Source organism: Halobacteriovorax sp. HLS, assembly GCF_004006665.1.
Classification (GTDB): Bacteria; Bdellovibrionota; Bacteriovoracia; order Bacteriovoracales; family Bacteriovoracaceae; genus Halobacteriovorax.
Genome location: NZ_QOCL01000001.1, coordinates 171,015 through 186,972 on the forward strand (window position 1 = coordinate 171,015; position 15,958 = coordinate 186,972).

Below are 15,958 nucleotides of genomic sequence, written 5' to 3' on the forward strand. Positions count from 1 at the left end.
TAAGTGTATTTACAACCACTTAAACAAGTTTTACTTACCCCAAACAAACATTAGCTCTACTTATGATTTTTAAACAAGTTTATTACTTGAAATAATACGACTCTACTTGTTATAAGTCCTCAAGATTATATTTTTGATTAGAGGGAAATTATGAAAGCAACATTGGCAACCATTTTAATTTTAACATCGATCAACACTAATGCTTCCGTTATCAAAGAAGCCTGGAACAGCACAAACAATCCTGAGAGAATGCAAATTACTAGAGGTAATAGAAACTACACTGTAGGAAAACTCAACTACATTAAAGATTTTTCTAAATTACCTACAAGTGCAAGCCTTGAAACGACACCGTGGAGTGGTGACTACTGGCCAACACACAAAGGTGGTATTACTCACAGATGGAATACTTACAGCTGGGACGAATCTGAAACTTATGGCTATGCCATTATGAATGATGATCAAGTAAAATCACTTTCTTCAACAGAAGAACTCTCTCCTGCCGAAAAGTATGATCTATTTCTTGGAAGATACGATTTCCCACTAACTAAATATGAGCGTGAAAGAACAAATATTATGAAGACTATTGAAGGCTCTGATCAATATGACTCTAACTTTGAAATTCCTTCGTGGGAAGGTCTTTGTCACGCCTGGGCGCCAGCAACTCTCGGCTTTACAAATCCAAATCCAGTAACTTTAAAAAATAAAGATGGTCTAGAAGTTAAGTTTGGATCTTCAGATGTAAAAGCACTACTTACATATTTTCTTCACTATGATAAGACTGCTGCGAACTTCTTTCTTGGAGGTAGATGTAATACAGACTTCGAAGAACTCAGATCTCAACTTAGAGAAGGTTCTATATCTGAAGAAGAATATGAAAGAGAAATAAACTCTTCTAAATGTAGAGATACAAATGCTGGTGCATTTCATTTAGTTCTAACGAATCAGATTGGTCTACTTAATGAAGGCTTTATCGTAGATGTTACAAGAGACTTAGAAGTTTGGAATCAACCTGTTCATGGGTTCAAATCAAGAATAGTAAAAGAAACTCAAGGGGCCTCTGAAGGTGCTGCAAAAGGTACTGTTAAAGAAATAGAAATTAGAACGAGAATGTACTACACAGTTGAAATAGACACTCAATGGAGCATGGTTCCGGCCGACTCAAGATCAGAGTCATTTAAAGATTATCACTATAGAGTAGAGATAAACAGAAATAATGAAATTATCGGTGGTGAGTGGTTAAGCTCAGAGAGACCTGACTTTCTTTGGAAACAAACAATTCCTAATTTCTCAGGCTTCTTTGCTCCATTAGAAAAAATATATAAAGAATCAATTAAATAGTACTCAAGGGCCCTCGCAAGAGGGTCTTTTTTATTCAAGCAACTTTAAAACTTTAGATGGATTTGAGTTCACTGTCTGCATCATCATAACTGTAGCATTCTTTTGGATACTACCTTTTACATTTTCAGCAGATTCCTTTGCCATATCAGCGTCACGAATTAGCGACTTAGCACTGATTAGATTTTCTTGACCTACTTGTAGATTAGCAAACATTGACTCAAGTCTATTTTGAGATGCTCCAATCTTTGCCCTAGACTCTCCCACCTGCTGCATCATTTTATCTACTTTAGAAATAGAGTTTTGAGCAGAAGTCTTTGTTCTTAAATCAATTGTGTCTAAACCAAAGTTCGACTTAGCATCTAGTATTTTTGAAAGATTATATTCAATTCTATCTTGGAAAGGATCATTATTCGTTCCAATTTGTAATTCATAATTACTATTACCATCTAAGATATGATTACCATTAAACTTGCTAGAAGATGTTAAGCGTTTAATCTCCTCTTTAAGGCTTCTAAACTCGTAGTCTGCCATAACTCTAGCTTCATCGTTCACAGTATCTGAGGAAGCTTGAATGGCCAATTCTCTCAATCTGATACCTAAATTTGATAACTCACTAAGAGAACCTTCTGCCACCTGAAGTAATGACACTCCATCATTAATATTTCTTTTAACTTGAGACTGAGAACGAATTGTAGCGTTCATTGTCTCAGAAATGGCCAAACCAGAAGGGTCAAAGGCCGCAGACTGTATACGATCACCAGATGCCATTTTGCTTTGGGCATTCTTTTGGTTTGTGCTAACGTTCTGAAAATTTCTCAGAGCTAACATTGAATTTGTGTTCGTATTAATTCTCATTTTTCTCCAAGGCGCAATATGCCTTAAAGAACATTTCGGAGCATTGGAGCTAAGGAAGTATTTTCCGGAGGAAAAATTAGACCACCGGAACTTTATACCATAAAGACAGGAGCAATTGAGAAAACTACTCTCGGTCTAAATCATTTAAGTTATTGAATAAACGTCGACCAACTTCAGAGTAAATCACTCTCTTATCTGCTGAAAGACAGATAGACTCGAAGGTACTACCCATAAAGTGTTGTTCCTTATCTTCTTCTAAATTAACAGAAAGAACCAATGGCATAAATGACCATAAACCTTTTAAGTTAAATCTATCATCACTCTTTTGAAAGACAAGAGCAGCGCTAACGCTTGTTCGTTTTAATTTTTGAATATCAATATCTTTTGAAAAAGAGCTACTTTCAGAAAAGTAAAGAGTGCATTCTTTTTCGTTATCATAGATTTTGTAAATACCAGCAAAGGTATTAGAACATAGAACAAATATTGAAATAATTAAAAACTTCTTCATTATATTCTCCTTAGATAAGTAATATTAACAGTTAAGATGAATTACTTAGTAATCAGGAGTAAAATTTATAGGGCCGTATAGTATTTAGACAATGAAATAAACGAGATAAATATGGGTATTTATTTAAAAGAACACCCCAGAAAAAGCCACCACTCTTTTTCTGGGGTCGAGACAGAGAGAGAACCAAAACTTACAAGCGAAAACTAGCTTGCAAGCTCTGAGAACATTGGTCTTTTAGAATGAAGGCGTCTTTTGTTATTCATCTTCTTTGGGAAAGCATTCTTAGCTTTAAGGAAGACTTTTGCAACAGACGCATATGCATTGCTTGCCTTTCCTACTAGTTTAAATCTTTTTCCATTAGCTACAAAACTAAGAGATGCTTTGTACATTTCAGCTTCTTTGGAGAAAACAACTTTAACATTAGAAAACTTTTCTCTAAAAAATGAATTTTCAGAAAATTTTTCTTTTACAAATTCGTTTAGAGCTTCAGAATTATTTAAACGTTGATAAGCTAATTTCATATAACCTCCGTATTAATAAGATAAGTTAAAGTTCTTATCTCTTTCTAATACTATTATGGATTCATATTAGAAAAAGGCCATAGGGCCGCTGTCAGTTGTATGTCAATTTTGTGTCAACTCGATTATTGATCTAAATCATAGTTTTATTTATGACTTAAGAGTACATTAATGCAGTAGCTAAGTTGTTATAATAAAGGAAATACTATGGGAAAGAAGTTAGTTGGATTATTTATGACTCCCTCACCACATACAATAAGTGCTGAGCAGAATCTAGTTTTTGCGCAAAGTAAAATGAATGAACTCGGCGTAAGACACCTACCGGTACTTAGAGGTGGTCAACTTATCGGAATATTGAGTGACAGAGACATCAGGTTTATTGAAAGTTTTGATGGTATGAATCCTGAAGAAATCGATGTGGAAGACGCATGTACTTACGATCCATATATAGTTGACACAAACACATCACTGAAAGAAGTTTGCCAAACAATGGCAGAAAAAAAGTATGGATGCACACTGGTAAAAGAAAATGGAAAGTTAGCTGGAATATTTACTTGGATTGATGCATTAAAAGTTCTCTCCACACTGTGTTAAAACCCTACTTCTCCAGTATTTAGCATGTTTTCATGGCCTTATTTTAAGGTTTTTGATAACTCTAAAACTGGAGAAAATTATGTCTAACACGTCACCAAAAAGACCTGCCTGGTTAAAAGTAAAGGCCCCAACAAGTAAAGGCTATTTTGAAATCAAAGATATGCTCAAAGAGCTAAATCTTGTAACTGTTTGCCAAGAAGCTCTCTGCCCAAATATGGGAGAATGCTGGGAAGGTGGTACTGCTACTTTTATGCTCATGGGAGATACTTGCACTCGTGCCTGTAGATTCTGTGCAGTAAAAACTGGAAATCCAAAAGGAGTTCTTGATCATGATGAGCCCTTAAAGGTAGGAAATGCTATCTCTAAAATGAATCTAAACTATGTTGTCCTCACCTCTGTTGACAGAGATGACCTTGAAGATGGTGGATCAGATCATTTTGCTAAAACCATAGAAACCATCAAAGAAAATAATCAAGATATGATTGTTGAAGTTCTAACTCCAGACTTTAGTGCTAACAAAGAACAAATAGCCAGAGTAATCAAGGCCAAGCCAGATGTATTTGCTCACAATATCGAAACAGTCGAAGCTCTTACAAAAAGAGTGAGAGATAGAAGAAGTGGGTACGCCCAATCACTTAGTGTTTTAAAAATGGTAAAGGAAATAGACCCTACTAGATATACTAAAACATCTATCATGTTAGGACTTGGAGAAAAAGACGAACAAGTACTACAAACTCTAAAAGATCTTCGATCAGTAAATTGTGATGTCGTCACTTTTGGACAATATCTCTCTCCTACTCAAAGACTAGCTAGGCACTTGCCAATCTATGAATATGTAACGCCAGAGAAGTTTTCTCATTGGGAAAAAGTCGCCAAGGAGATGGGCTTTCTTTATGTTGCGTCGGGACCTTTGGTAAGAAGTTCTTATAAGGCCGGTGAATATTTCTTAAAAGGTGTCATTGAAAAAGACCGCCAGAAACCTGATTCAAATAAGTTTCCAAGTCTAGCCGATCTATAATGGAAGTTATTAACTTAGGTCTTATTGATTACAAAGAAGCACTTGATATTCAACTGAACTATCTAGAGGAAGTTTTGATAGGAACTCGTGATGAAGTATTACTTATCTGTCATCATCCAAGTGTTGTAACTTTAGGCAAGAAATCTTCAATGAGTGACCTCACAGGATGGAAAGGAAAAACTTACGAAATAAGCCGCGGTGGAAAGGCCACCTATCATGGGCCTGGCCAAGTAGTAATCTACCCTATTCTTAATCTTGAAAAAAGAATGAATGATATCTATGCTTACTTAAGAAACCTAGAACTTGCAATGGTAAAGACTCTTGAAGAGTTTGGTGTAAAAGAAGCCAAGGGCGATCCAGACAATACAGGAGTCTGGATAAGAGACCATAAAATAGCATCAATTGGAATAGCGATAAAAAGATGGATTACCTACCATGGCCTGGCCATCAATATTTTTTATGATAAAGATGCTTTTAAAGGCATAAACCCATGCGGGCTCAATGTTAAAGTTATGACTTCGCTTGAAGAAATTCTAGGTCATAAAGTTGAGCGTTTTACTTTTGAAAAGCAACTTTCTTCGAATCTTCTTGAACTTCTTAAGATTTAAATTTGCCAAAAATACCTAAATTTATGACAATAGTGGTAGACTAATTTTCTAAAGGAGTTTTAATGAGAGTTATTGATTATATTGAGCAGGGTGGAATCATTATGTATATTCTACTTGCTTTAAACGTCATTGGTTTTGCCATAATGATTTCTAAGTTTTTCATTTTTACTAAAGAGGGCGCGAGAACTTCTGAAGTAACTGAAGAGCTAAAGAATAAGATTAAAAGTGTTTTAAGTGGAAATGATGTCAATGCAACAATTGAACTTGCTAAACAAGAGCTATCAGGTCATATCTCTTCGCTAGAAAAAGGCTTAAATACTGTTAAGATTATTGCTTCTATTTCTCCTCTACTGGGTTTACTTGGTACTGTTATAGGTGTTCTGGTTGCTTTTAGAGTTATGTCTCAAACTGGTTTAAACAATCCTGCCTCCTTTGCGCAAGGTATCTCTATGGCCTTAATAACAACAGTAGGGGGAATGATTGTAGCAATCCCTCACTATATCGGTCATAACTATTTACTTGGAATGTTAGATAACTTTGAAACTAAGTTAGAAAAAGAACTCCTCTCTAAAGTATTATAAGGATTAAATGTGAAGAAAAGATCTAGAGAAGCTGCGGCGCCAGATATTACTCCACTAATTGATGTAGTTTTCTTACTACTTATTTTCTTTATGGTTTCAACTGTTTTTAAAAAAGATGAGATGGCCCTATTACTTAACCTTCCTAAAACGGAAAAAGGTGAATCTGTCCAAAAGCAAGATAAGACAATCTACATTGAATTATCAAAGTCGGAAATTGCTTACAATGGTAAAAAAATCACTTTAGAAAGTATGGAAGAGTCTCTAAAGTCAGTTACTAAGAAAACCATACCAATCGACCTCAGAATTGATAAAGACGTTAAGTATGATAGAGTGGTTCAACTTATAGCAAAGCTGAAAAAGTATGAACTAACAAATGTGTCACTTATTACAGATGAGTAGAATACAAATTTAATAATGCTTGAGAAGTATTCTTCCAATGAAATTTCTGAACAAATTGATGGCCCTTTAGGGCCATTTCTTTTTGTAGTGCTACATCACTTAGGACTTCAACCATCTTATTAGATATATCTTTAACACTCGCTGGGTCAATATACTTGGCATCAGGTCCTCCTGATTCAGGGAAACAACTTCCAATAGAAGTAATTACAGGAGTTCTTGAAAAATGGGCCTCTAAGATTGGAATACCAAATCCTTCATAAAAGCTTGGAAAAACAAATAGTTTTGCTAGTTGATATAGTGCAGGAAGATCACCAGTCGGAACGTCTTCTAAGATCCTTACTCTATTAGAAAGATTTTTTTCTTTAATATAATCTTTCACCCTCTCTTTATACTCTCCTCCTCTACCGACGAGTATAAGGTTTTCTTCAATATCGTTTTTAGCGTTGTCAAATGCTTGAACAATGGACAGAGTGTTCTTGTTTGGCTCCATCGAGGCAACGTGGAAGACAAAATCATTAGAGATTTTATATTTATCACGTATTAATGCTAACTGGTCATCCGAACAAGTATCGTAATAGTCCGCAGAGCAACTCTGATAGACGACATAAATCTTTTTTTCATCAACCCCTAGGTACTCTATTATATCTCTTTTAGTTTGTTCACAAATAGCAATCACAATATCTGCATTGTGAACACTGTAGAGAAACTTCTTATGATAGACCTTGCGATCAATATATTTAAAATTTTGAGGAAACTTTAAGTAAAGTAGATCATGAATTGTAACTACTTTTAAAAAGTTGGATTTATTAATACCTGGTGGAATCTCATGGCTTAGGCCATGGTAGACATCTAGGTCGAATTTATTCAAATCTCTATTTAAAAGAACGCTTCTCCAAAGAGAAGGAGACAACTTACTTAGAAAGCCTTGTGGACCGATTACTTTGGTTGAATGACTTAGGCCTTCTTGCCAAGACATTATTTCCTTACTCTTAGCAGGATGGGAGAATAAAAGATATTCATTTTCAGGAAAGTGAATATCTAAACTTTTAATTAATGTTCTACTATAGTTGCCGAGCCCTCTAAGATTATGGAGAGCTCTTTTACCGTCAAAACCTATCTTCATAAGTTTATACTAGCGTATATATAGGTCTTTGCCTAGCTCTCACTAGGAATGAATAGCTTCTGACCTCTATAGATAATATGACCATCTAAATTGTTAGCGGCAACAAGAGTTTTTATCGATACTCCAAACTTCTTTGCAATATGAGTTAAATTATCCCCATTTCTTACCGTATACTTTGTACCATTCACTGGAATCTTTAATCTTTGCCCTATTCTAATTTTAGAAGATCTTAGTCCGTTTGCAGTCTTGATATTCTTAATAGGTAAATTAAACCTTCTAGATATTTTATAAAGGTTATCACCACGCCTAACTTTATAGACTGAACTAGATGTAGTACTTACACTTTGAGATACAGACTTCTTTCTACTGGCCACTGTGCGCGATCTCTTAGAGAAATTCAGAGATGCAAACTTCTCAGCTTGTCCCTTAGGAAGTAAAAGTGTCACAGGTCTTCTTCTCGTTACTGCAATCCAGCTTTTCTTAACTTCTGGATTAAGCTTACGTAGTGTAGCAAGTGATATATTCATTTTCCTTGATAAGTCGTCTATCGAGAGAGACTTCTTTGCAACAACCTCATCAACATTCAAATAAAATGCTTCACCTTTTCTCTTCACATGTAGGCCATATTTATTTCTATTTTTGAATAAATGTCTCGCTGCTGCAACTTTTGGAACGTAATAAATTGTTTCTTTAGGAATAAGTTTCTTTCTTACAAGTTCCCTATAGTCTCTCGTATTACCTTTACGAATAGCATTGATAATTCTGTACTCTCCAGCATTATATGCGCAAAGAGCAAGTTCCCAACTTCCAAAAATATTGTAAAGGTCTTTAAAGTAATTGGCAGCAGCATGAGAAGATTTATATATATTTCTTCTTTCATCTAGGTAACGATCAATTTTTAGACCATACCTATCTCCAGTTCCTTTAATAAACTGCCACGGTCCGACTGCCGAGGCATGAGAGCGTATATGTGTATTAAAGCCAGATTCGATTAAACCTACAAAGAATAGATCTGCAGGCAGTCCATGTTCTTCGAATACATCTCTGACTATTTTTTCAAACTTTAAACCATTGGCCATATGTCTTTTAAATCTGGCCGGCTCTCTTTTTGAGAAATACTTTAGCCAGAAGTCATAATGCTTTTTCTCATACTTTAATTCAAGATTATGTTCATCATTAGACGAATAATTCGACACTAATGGCTTTTGAACTTCTTCTCTCTTTGGCTCAATTAGTGAAATGAGATCTTCTTTCTCAGGCTCGACTTCAATAACTTCCTTTTTAACAAAGTGTTTCTTCTCAACTTTCTTATAAGTTTTTTCGGATGTTAATTGCTTAATACTCCTAGGAGCCTCTGTTTTCTTTTTAAAGATTGGAGAAATATGAGAGCAGCTAGAAAGGGCCAATAAGAAAAGTAAATTGCTTGTTTTTTTCACTAAATAAGATCCTTCATGATTAGAACGTTTACTTAGTATTTTAACGAAAAGTGATGGACAATTAAACGCGGAAATTTTGACTAAAAACCAGGATCAAACTTAATTTTGAAATCAAATCGTGTCTTGAGCTTTAAGTTGTTCTTAGGCACAGCGCCTACTTTCAGACGAATATCAATAATGAAGTTCGTATTTTGTTTAAGAATATCTTTTATTTTAGATTGATCAATTTTTAAGTTTATGCACTTACTATCACACTTAACCTCCTCTTTATCATTTTGAGAATAACTAAACAGAAGTGTCGACTTTTTACCTGAGTAAATTGTATTGGGCTCCTCACCTTCCATATAGGTCGGTGAAATATTTGGTATTGTGTCTGGCATTGAGTCTACTATTAAAAAAACCTGAAGCTCTTGGACGAAGTCTAGGCTTAAACTAGGATTTGTTGGTTCATTCTCTTCACTTTTCGCTTCTTCAGAGACCTCTACTGTTGATGTTGTATCAATTAGGTCTACCTGAACAGTTGTAAACTCAACTTCCTTTATATATGTAAAGTCTATATCTTTAAGTTCGGGAAATTCAAAAACCTGAAGTGGAATCTCTACAAAGGCCCCGCCATTTTCACGAAGTTCAATATCAGCAAAGCTGGTGGCCAAGCGTCTTAAAACTGAACCTACATCATCACCACCTACATCACTAAATTCTCCACCAAACCCATCTACCTCCTCATCAACATCATATGATAGAGAGATATCTCCAATTTGGTCCGAGATCTTTTCAATACCAAAAGCAGGAGTAATACTCTCTTTTGAGCAAGAGATTCCCATTAGGCAAAGTGAAAGAAGAATGGTGATTTTAATCAAATTCATAATAATCCATTAGATTTACAATGCGTCACGTTATAGCACAATAAATAAAGTAATCAAGTTTAATTGTACAAATTTCAAACCTATAAAACCTATTAATTACAATACTTTACAGGCAGTGTATTTTTTTCAATACAAGTGAAAATAAACTAAATTTACACTAAAATAACACCATGCATAAAACATCTTTAAAACGCTATTGCTTTGGGCTTGTACTTACATTGATAAGTGTAAACTCACTTGCCACAAGTTATGCAACTCTTCCTAAAGGTGTACGTGTTGGAGGGTATAGACATGTCTTTACCGGAGATATTACTTCTTCATATGGTGCAAATGCCTCTGAGAGTTCTTACGCTCTAAAAGAAGGTCTTACGGCCAAAACTCTTGAGAGTATAAATCAAGCTACGAAAGAGTATTTCAAGCAACTCAAGGCAATCAATCCTAAGGCCTATGAAGACTTCACTTTTGGAGAATATTCTGCTCAAGGCTCTGGAGAGGTAACCGTAAATGGTTTCGGTGCAGGCTGGGGAATCACAGACAGATTAACGGCCTATTTTTCAATGCCTATTTATAAAGCGAATGTAAATTTAGATATTCACAGAACTCAGGGGAATAATCACCAGCAAACGGTTCAACAGTTGAATCAAAATACCCAGCTAAGCGCTGATCAAAAACTTATAAGAGATATTACAGCGCAACTTCCAGACGCTAAACAAGAACTACTCCAATCTGTAGTTGTGAATTATTATAACTACAAACCAATTGGTAATTGGCAAGGACAAGGTCTTGGAGATGTTGAAGTTGGAGCAATGTACCGCCTTACGGACTGGAAAGGAGCAGGTATCGCCATTGCTGGAGGTGTAGTTCTCCCTACCGGAAGAACAGATCATCCAGATATTCTTCAAGACATTGCCTTTGGAGACGGACAGACGGATGTTTTTGCTGAAGTATTTATGGGTAAAAGCTTTATGTATAGACGACTAGACCTCGATCTTGGAATTAGATATACATATCAATTTGCAAAAGATAAGGAGATCAGAATTCCTGATAGCTACGAGTTTCCTCTGTCTACAAAAAAGGCCGTAGTTAATGAGAAGTTAGGAAATAAGATTTCAGTTGTCTTTGGTCCAAGCTATGGGTTTACAAATTGGTTCTCATTTAGTGCGGCCTATGCCTTAGATAAAAAATTTAAATCAACTTTTGAATCTGAATACACTTTGGCCAATGAAATACTTGCCATTAATACAGATAGTGAATCGCACTATATAAAACTCGCTGCAAACTTTAGCACAGTAAATCTCTACAGGATGGAAGTTTTCCCTATTCCATTAGGTATTTCACTTAGAGCTCAAGAGAAGATAGCCGGAAGAAATACTCCGAAACACTCTCAATATGAAATCGATTTTAGATTCTTTTTCTAATGTAAGTGATTCAAAAAGATCGTACCACCATCCTCATAAACATAACTATAAGGATCCTTTTCCAGGATTAAGAAGCCATCAAGGTCGCAATAATCAGCTCCGTAGGCGATATTCATAGCAGAGTTTATTCCAAGAGAACTTTCAATCATACAGCCGACCATGGTCTTGAGCCCTAACTCTCTTGCAGTTCTAAGCTGGTTTAAGGCCTTAAAATAACTCCCAGACTTCATCAATTTAATATTTACACCATGAAATTGATTAGCAAGGTCTCTATTTACCTCTCCATCTATCAAAGATTCATCTGCAATAATTTCTACAGGACTTATTTTCTTAAGCTCTAGATACTCTTGATGAGCACTACTTTTAAAAGGTTGTTCTAAAAACTCAATATTGATTCCTCTCAAATCAGTTTCTAACCATTTCATTACTAACTCGGGATTATCCCATCCTTCATTAGCATCCAGTCTGATCGGGCCGTCATAAACTTTAGAAAGTTCTTTAACTAGCTCGAGGTCACTTTGACCTCCTACTTTTAATTTAAGAGAACTAAAGCGAGTGAGGTTATGATCTTTAACAAAACTTGAAACCAAAGCTGGTTCCATAATTGGTAGAGAGAAAGAAGTTTTTACTTTCGAGATTGTATTGGCACCAATTATTTTAGATACAGGAATTTCTGAAATATGTGCCATATTATGGATAAAGGCAGACTCAAGGCCGAACCTCAAAGAGTTGCAGACCTTAGCTTCTTTAAATACTGGCTCTAGCTGACCGAGAGTTGTAATAGAGTTTGGGCATAACATTTTAAATCTTTCAAACTCTGCTCTTACAGATTCAATTGTTTCTCCATATCTTACATTAAAAGCAACCTCTCCTAATCCTAAAACACTATTAGACTTATATTCGACTATAAAGTTAGTCTTCTTAGGTGAAGAGTTTCTAGAAATGGACCATGTAAACTTCAGAGGCAAATCTATTTCTTTTAAATTCCAATTACTCATGTGACAACTGTACTCCGACAAATTAAACTATCCATACTATATTAACATTATCCGTAGAATTTGTATGAAATTAAATGTTGAAGACATATCGCAATATATTGTTTTACTAATATTTATCTTAATCATTTTAAAAGTAGTTGGACCTGGAGTTTCAGCTTACTTTGTTGAACGCTTTACTGGCCACAAGCCATCTAAAGGTTTTGAGCTCGACGAGTTGATAAAAGTGAAAGAGGGACAACTAAGAAGAGGAGAACTCTTAGAGACCCCCAAAGACCTATCAAAAGTAAATTTAGTGAACTTTCAATATGTACAAGAAGTACTTTCCTCTTTACAGTGGGGAGCACCAAAAGAAGAGTACTGCCCCAAGACAACCAAGCTTATTGGCAAGCCTCTATATAATGAAAGGCTAGCTCCACTTATACATTCACTCTTAGCGAAGAGTGACGAAGAGGTACTAAACAAAGATACGTTTTTCAAAATCTTTGACAAGTATGTTCTCTGGGTAAATATCTATAACGCTCAAAAAAATGACCTAGTACTTAATACTATTAATGCTAATTATTCTGCAAAATCTCTTTATAGATTTATCACTGATGACATCAATGAAGTTAATCGCCTGGACATTAAATCTATACAGGCAGAACTTGAGTCTTTTACTCAGGAGGAATTACTCAACAAACTCAATATAAATACACTATCAATCGAAGATTTCTTTCAAGATTGGTCAAAAAACGCATTTCTTTTCAAAAGCTTGGCCCCTATTGTGCCGTTAAGTAGTAATAAGAACAAAGATTGGGCAAAGGAAGTTTTGAAGCTAGATTCTGAAATTGATGGTAATCAACTAAAGATATATTATGAAAATATAGTGTCTCAAGTTCATCCAGATAAATTCAGCTCTTTAAATCTAGATGAAAATCTTCTAGAGATTTTAAATCATAATCTCTCCATTATAAATGAAGCCTATAATATTTTAACTGAACAGGTAGAAAATGAATAAAAAGAGAGAGCAACTCGTTGAGCAATTGAAAATAGAGTTTATTAAAATTATTAGTGAGACCAATGGAATATCGCTAAGGGATACTTTAGAGCTACTGCTCTACTCTGTTGCAGGAAGAGAGTACACACTCTTAGAAAAATCCATTCTAGAATTTAGTCATCTACTAACAGGTTTTCAAATCGATGAAGTTGATATTGATACCCTACTTACCCATCCCGTTGCGGAAGCCCTTTTTGGTTTCTTTAAGAACTTCCCTATTCCATACAATGAAGAACATATTCATCTAACAGGGTCTCTCAATGCTGAATTTATTTATCCAAGACTAAAGATTTTACTCGAGGGACCAAATAAAGAAATATATGAAAAGAAAATTGCTGACGTATATGGAGAAAGCTCAATTCCAATAACGAGTGTCGAAGATGTTGATGATCTTATCAGGTTAAAAGACGGAGAGCAGTTTGGTAGATATCTCCAGATCCTTTATCTTGCTAAGCTTGTTCTCGTTGATAAGCAAGCACATATAGATGCTGCTTATCATATGGCCGAAGAGCTTTACAAGAATTACAACGTAGGACAGATAAGATTAAAGTTTACTCTCTCTAGATCTACCGCTATTGAGACAGAACAGATTCCAGGGCTAGAGAATATAACGGAAGAAGATGTTGTACTTGGACTCTATGAAGGATTTATGAAGTTTCAAAAAGAGAATTCATTTTTTAAATTCATCCTATCTCCAAGCTTTAGAAAGGAAAATAACTTCTATGACACTGAAAACTTCTCTTCAAAACAAGAACATTTTGAATCACAAGTAAACTCACTATTAGAAATTTTAGATAAGTATGAATATTTAAGACCATATGTAAGTGAAGTTGATACAGTTGGAGATGAGAGAGAACTCTATAGAAAAGTGCATTTTAAACAAATGAAATCTGGCCTAAGGCGCCTACAATACAATGGGTTCCAAATTAGGTCTCACCATGGGGAAACTTGGAAGACTTTGAAAAAAGGAGTTCAATCAGTAGATAATGCTATGAATATTTGGCATATCGATACCCTTGAACATGGCCTAAGCCTTGGAATTAATCCTAACTTCTATTATCACTCACTCCTGCAAAGAGTTCTTGAAAAGAATAGAAAGTCTGAAGCTCTTATAGAAAATACACAAGAGTATAATGAGATAGTAGATATGGAGTGGTATGACGAAACTATCAAAGAAAAACTACTAAAAGGTGTCACTCTTTCTGCTGATGAAGTCATCAGCTTTACTAAAACAAAATTTCATACGGCAAGAGAAGTTGAACACTATCAACACGATGTTTTAAACCGTATGATAAATAAACAGGTCTCACTTGTTGCCCTACCATCTTCGAATTTAAAACTAACAGGCTGTTTTCCAGATTATAAAGACCACCCATTTTCATGGTGGGAGAAAAAAGGTGTACGATTAGGAGTTGGTACAGATAACTACATAACTCTTTCAACCAATTATATTCAAGAAATGCTTATACTTCTATTTTCAGATCCTACTAATTTAAAAATAACGAAACTCATTATGATTTCAACAAAAGAAAATAGAAGACCTTTCATTAGTCATTTATTGTGGGAAATGAGAAAGAGCTACACTATGAATACAGAAGACTAGCAATTGATTTAGAAACTCTTTCTGGCGTAATATCAACCATACATTTACGCCAGACATCTTGTGAGCACTTCCCTCTTCCATCTTTTGTGCATGGCCGACAATCCAGTTCAACGCTTAAAGTTTCAATTTGATCACCTGTGACAAAACCAAAAGCGGTTGGACCAATTAAGGAAATACCTTTAACATTCAAATGATCTGCAACATGAATCAGACCTGTGTCGGCCGAGACAATTAATGGAGACTTTGCAACGCTGTAACAACTCTCTATCAACGATAGCTTACCTGCAAAATTAGAGACTCTTGTTGGGTCCATATCTTCTAACTCCTGACAAAAGCTATCTGATGGTCCTCCAAGAATATTAAATTTTAAGTTAGGATTTAACTCTATTAACTTCTTCCAATGCTCAAGTGGCCATCTCTTCATCTCCCACGCGGCAGATGGAGCGAGCAGAACTCTTGAAGAATCAAACTCTTTAGGAAGGCTACATCGATCAAAGCTCCATTGAGATGATTTCAACGTTTCAATATTTGAAATATTCCAACTCTTCAATGGCCTTAAATAACTAAGAACTCCTTTATAAGGCCATTCAAATGTATTTTTTCTAAGCTTGAATAGAAGAAATCGCTTCCATCTCTCCTTACTTCTTCTTAAAGTAGGAATTGAAAATAGTATTGTACATAAAATACGAGAACGAATATTTGAGTGAGCATCATAAATATGAGTAAATTTCTCAGCTCGAAGTTTCAGTCCTAATTTAATCAGACCTAATAAACCAGATTTTCTATCAAAGCTCCACACACGATCAACCATGGGCGTCAATTTCAACAAACCTTCCATATCACTACGTGTTACCCAATGTATTTCAGAGGAAAAGTCCTCTTTGAGAGCAGGTAGAGCACTCATACACTGTACAATATCCCCGAAGCTTGAAAATCTTATTATTAATACTTTTTTAGTCATTTGATTTATATTACCGCAAATAAGTTAGTTTTACTAAATTACTCATTTAAAGTTCTCTTTTTTTTACAAAGTTATTAAAAAATAACTAAAATATCTAA

General features: G+C 35.1%; 17 protein-coding genes. 9 read left to right on the forward strand and 8 right to left on the reverse strand.

Annotated elements, in window-relative coordinates; genetic code table 11:
• Positions 1 to 150 precede the first annotated feature (150 nt).
• A complete protein-coding gene (locus DPQ89_RS00855) occupies positions 151 to 1,338 on the forward strand; it encodes a hypothetical protein (protein ID WP_127714195.1) in 1,188 nt (395 codons plus the stop codon).
• Between the two features lie 30 nt (positions 1,339 to 1,368).
• Here DPQ89_RS00855 and DPQ89_RS00860 read toward each other — a convergent pair whose 3' ends face one another.
• The 3 genes from DPQ89_RS00860 to DPQ89_RS00870 form a co-directional block, all read right to left on the reverse strand.
• Entirely contained in the window at positions 1,369 to 2,193 is an 825-nt protein-coding gene (locus DPQ89_RS00860) for a flagellin (protein ID WP_127714197.1), read from the reverse strand.
• 124 nt (positions 2,194 to 2,317) lie between these two features.
• Entirely contained in the window at positions 2,318 to 2,701 is a 384-nt protein-coding gene (locus DPQ89_RS00865; RefSeq protein ID WP_127714199.1) for a hypothetical protein, read from the reverse strand.
• Positions 2,702 to 2,904: 203 nt separating this feature from the next.
• The gene (locus DPQ89_RS00870; protein WP_127714201.1) at positions 2,905 to 3,222 is read right to left on the reverse strand and encodes an HPF/RaiA family ribosome-associated protein; all 318 of its coding nucleotides are present in this window, start codon (positions 3,220 to 3,222) and stop codon (positions 2,905 to 2,907) included.
• 231 nt (positions 3,223 to 3,453) lie between these two features.
• On the opposite strand from DPQ89_RS00870, the gene DPQ89_RS00875 reads away from it, so the two are divergent.
• The 5 genes from DPQ89_RS00875 (at position 3,454) to DPQ89_RS00895 (ending at position 6,419) form a co-directional block, all read left to right on the forward strand.
• Positions 3,454 to 3,813, forward strand: coding sequence for a CBS domain-containing protein (locus DPQ89_RS00875; RefSeq protein WP_164848206.1), 360 nt, complete (start codon positions 3,454 to 3,456; stop codon positions 3,811 to 3,813).
• Between the two features lie 79 nt (positions 3,814 to 3,892).
• Positions 3,893 to 4,831, forward strand: coding sequence for a lipoyl synthase (gene lipA, locus DPQ89_RS00880; RefSeq protein WP_127714205.1), 939 nt, complete (start codon positions 3,893 to 3,895; stop codon positions 4,829 to 4,831).
• Positions 4,831 to 5,439: a lipoyl(octanoyl) transferase LipB gene (lipB, locus tag DPQ89_RS00885; protein ID WP_127714207.1), complete on the forward strand. Its 609-nt coding sequence runs from the start codon at positions 4,831 to 4,833 to the stop codon at positions 5,437 to 5,439. Before lipA ends, lipB begins: the two co-directional genes overlap by 1 nt.
• Positions 5,440 to 5,501: 62 nt before the next feature.
• Positions 5,502 to 6,020, forward strand: a complete 519-nt coding sequence (locus tag DPQ89_RS00890) for a MotA/TolQ/ExbB proton channel family protein (protein WP_127714209.1) — start codon at positions 5,502 to 5,504, stop codon at positions 6,018 to 6,020.
• A gap of 9 nt (positions 6,021 to 6,029) precedes the next feature.
• A complete protein-coding gene (locus DPQ89_RS00895) occupies positions 6,030 to 6,419 on the forward strand; it encodes a biopolymer transporter ExbD (protein WP_127714211.1) in 390 nt (129 codons plus the stop codon).
• Here the strand turns inward: DPQ89_RS00895 and DPQ89_RS00900 are convergent.
• From DPQ89_RS00900 to DPQ89_RS00910, 3 genes are all read right to left on the reverse strand, one after another.
• Positions 6,406 to 7,542 (reverse strand): glycosyltransferase family 1 protein, encoded by a 1,137-nt coding sequence (locus tag DPQ89_RS00900; RefSeq protein ID WP_127714212.1) that lies wholly within the window; start codon positions 7,540 to 7,542, stop codon positions 6,406 to 6,408. The genes DPQ89_RS00895 and DPQ89_RS00900 overlap by 14 nt on opposite strands.
• Before the next feature lie 32 nt (positions 7,543 to 7,574).
• Positions 7,575 to 8,978 carry a LysM peptidoglycan-binding domain-containing protein gene (locus DPQ89_RS00905; RefSeq protein WP_127714214.1) on the reverse strand — a complete coding sequence of 468 codons (1,404 nt, stop codon included), beginning with the start codon at positions 8,976 to 8,978 and terminating at the stop codon, positions 7,575 to 7,577.
• A gap of 80 nt (positions 8,979 to 9,058) precedes the next feature.
• Positions 9,059 to 9,844, reverse strand: a complete 786-nt coding sequence (locus DPQ89_RS00910) for a hypothetical protein (RefSeq protein WP_127714217.1) — start codon at positions 9,842 to 9,844, stop codon at positions 9,059 to 9,061.
• A 170-nt stretch (positions 9,845 to 10,014) separates the two neighbouring features.
• On the opposite strand from DPQ89_RS00910, the gene DPQ89_RS00915 reads away from it, so the two are divergent.
• Entirely contained in the window at positions 10,015 to 11,262 is a 1,248-nt protein-coding gene (locus tag DPQ89_RS00915) for a hypothetical protein (protein WP_127714219.1), read from the forward strand.
• Here DPQ89_RS00915 and DPQ89_RS00920 read toward each other — a convergent pair.
• A complete protein-coding gene (locus DPQ89_RS00920; RefSeq protein WP_127714221.1) occupies positions 11,259 to 12,260 on the reverse strand; it encodes an enolase C-terminal domain-like protein in 1,002 nt (333 codons plus the stop codon). The genes DPQ89_RS00915 and DPQ89_RS00920 overlap by 4 nt on opposite strands.
• Positions 12,261 to 12,324: 64 nt before the next feature.
• Here DPQ89_RS00920 and DPQ89_RS00925 point away from each other — a divergent pair, with 64 nt between their 5' ends.
• Both DPQ89_RS00925 and DPQ89_RS00930 read left to right on the forward strand, forming a co-directional pair.
• Entirely contained in the window at positions 12,325 to 13,257 is a 933-nt protein-coding gene (locus DPQ89_RS00925) for a DnaJ family molecular chaperone (protein ID WP_127714223.1), read from the forward strand.
• The gene (locus tag DPQ89_RS00930; RefSeq protein ID WP_127714225.1) at positions 13,250 to 14,899 is read left to right on the forward strand and encodes a hypothetical protein; all 1,650 of its coding nucleotides are present in this window, start codon (positions 13,250 to 13,252) and stop codon (positions 14,897 to 14,899) included. The genes DPQ89_RS00925 and DPQ89_RS00930 overlap by 8 nt, the downstream gene beginning before the upstream one ends.
• Here the strand turns inward: DPQ89_RS00930 and DPQ89_RS00935 are convergent.
• A complete protein-coding gene (locus DPQ89_RS00935) occupies positions 14,880 to 15,860 on the reverse strand; it encodes a glycosyltransferase family 9 protein (RefSeq protein WP_127714227.1) in 981 nt (326 codons plus the stop codon). The two genes, DPQ89_RS00930 and DPQ89_RS00935, sit on opposite strands and share 20 nt — an antisense overlap.
• Positions 15,861 to 15,958 lie beyond the last annotated feature (98 nt).

Excerpts from the sequence above, each read along its gene's own strand:
- DPQ89_RS00855 (WP_127714195.1), top strand. The coding sequence starts at position 151 with ATGAAAGCAACATTGGCAACCATTTTAATTTTAACATCGATCAACACT.
- DPQ89_RS00860 (WP_127714197.1), bottom strand. The coding sequence starts at position 2,193 with ATGAGAATTAATACGAACACAAATTCAATGTTAGCTCTGAGAAATTTT.
- DPQ89_RS00865 (WP_127714199.1), bottom strand. The coding sequence starts at position 2,701 with ATGAAGAAGTTTTTAATTATTTCAATATTTGTTCTATGTTCTAATACC.
- DPQ89_RS00870 (WP_127714201.1), bottom strand. The coding sequence starts at position 3,222 with ATGAAATTAGCTTATCAACGTTTAAATAATTCTGAAGCTCTAAACGAA.
- DPQ89_RS00875 (WP_164848206.1), top strand. The coding sequence starts at position 3,454 with ATGACTCCCTCACCACATACAATAAGTGCTGAGCAGAATCTAGTTTTT.
- lipA (WP_127714205.1), top strand. The coding sequence starts at position 3,893 with ATGTCTAACACGTCACCAAAAAGACCTGCCTGGTTAAAAGTAAAGGCC.
- lipB (WP_127714207.1), top strand. The coding sequence starts at position 4,831 with ATGGAAGTTATTAACTTAGGTCTTATTGATTACAAAGAAGCACTTGAT.
- DPQ89_RS00890 (WP_127714209.1), top strand. The coding sequence starts at position 5,502 with ATGAGAGTTATTGATTATATTGAGCAGGGTGGAATCATTATGTATATT.
- DPQ89_RS00900 (WP_127714212.1), bottom strand. The coding sequence starts at position 7,542 with ATGAAGATAGGTTTTGACGGTAAAAGAGCTCTCCATAATCTTAGAGGG.
- DPQ89_RS00910 (WP_127714217.1), bottom strand. The coding sequence starts at position 9,844 with ATGAATTTGATTAAAATCACCATTCTTCTTTCACTTTGCCTAATGGGA.
- DPQ89_RS00915 (WP_127714219.1), top strand. The coding sequence starts at position 10,015 with ATGCATAAAACATCTTTAAAACGCTATTGCTTTGGGCTTGTACTTACA.
- DPQ89_RS00920 (WP_127714221.1), bottom strand. The coding sequence starts at position 12,260 with ATGAGTAATTGGAATTTAAAAGAAATAGATTTGCCTCTGAAGTTTACA.
- DPQ89_RS00925 (WP_127714223.1), top strand. The coding sequence starts at position 12,325 with ATGAAATTAAATGTTGAAGACATATCGCAATATATTGTTTTACTAATA.
- DPQ89_RS00930 (WP_127714225.1), top strand. The coding sequence starts at position 13,250 with ATGAATAAAAAGAGAGAGCAACTCGTTGAGCAATTGAAAATAGAGTTT.
- DPQ89_RS00935 (WP_127714227.1), bottom strand. The coding sequence starts at position 15,860 with ATGACTAAAAAAGTATTAATAATAAGATTTTCAAGCTTCGGGGATATT.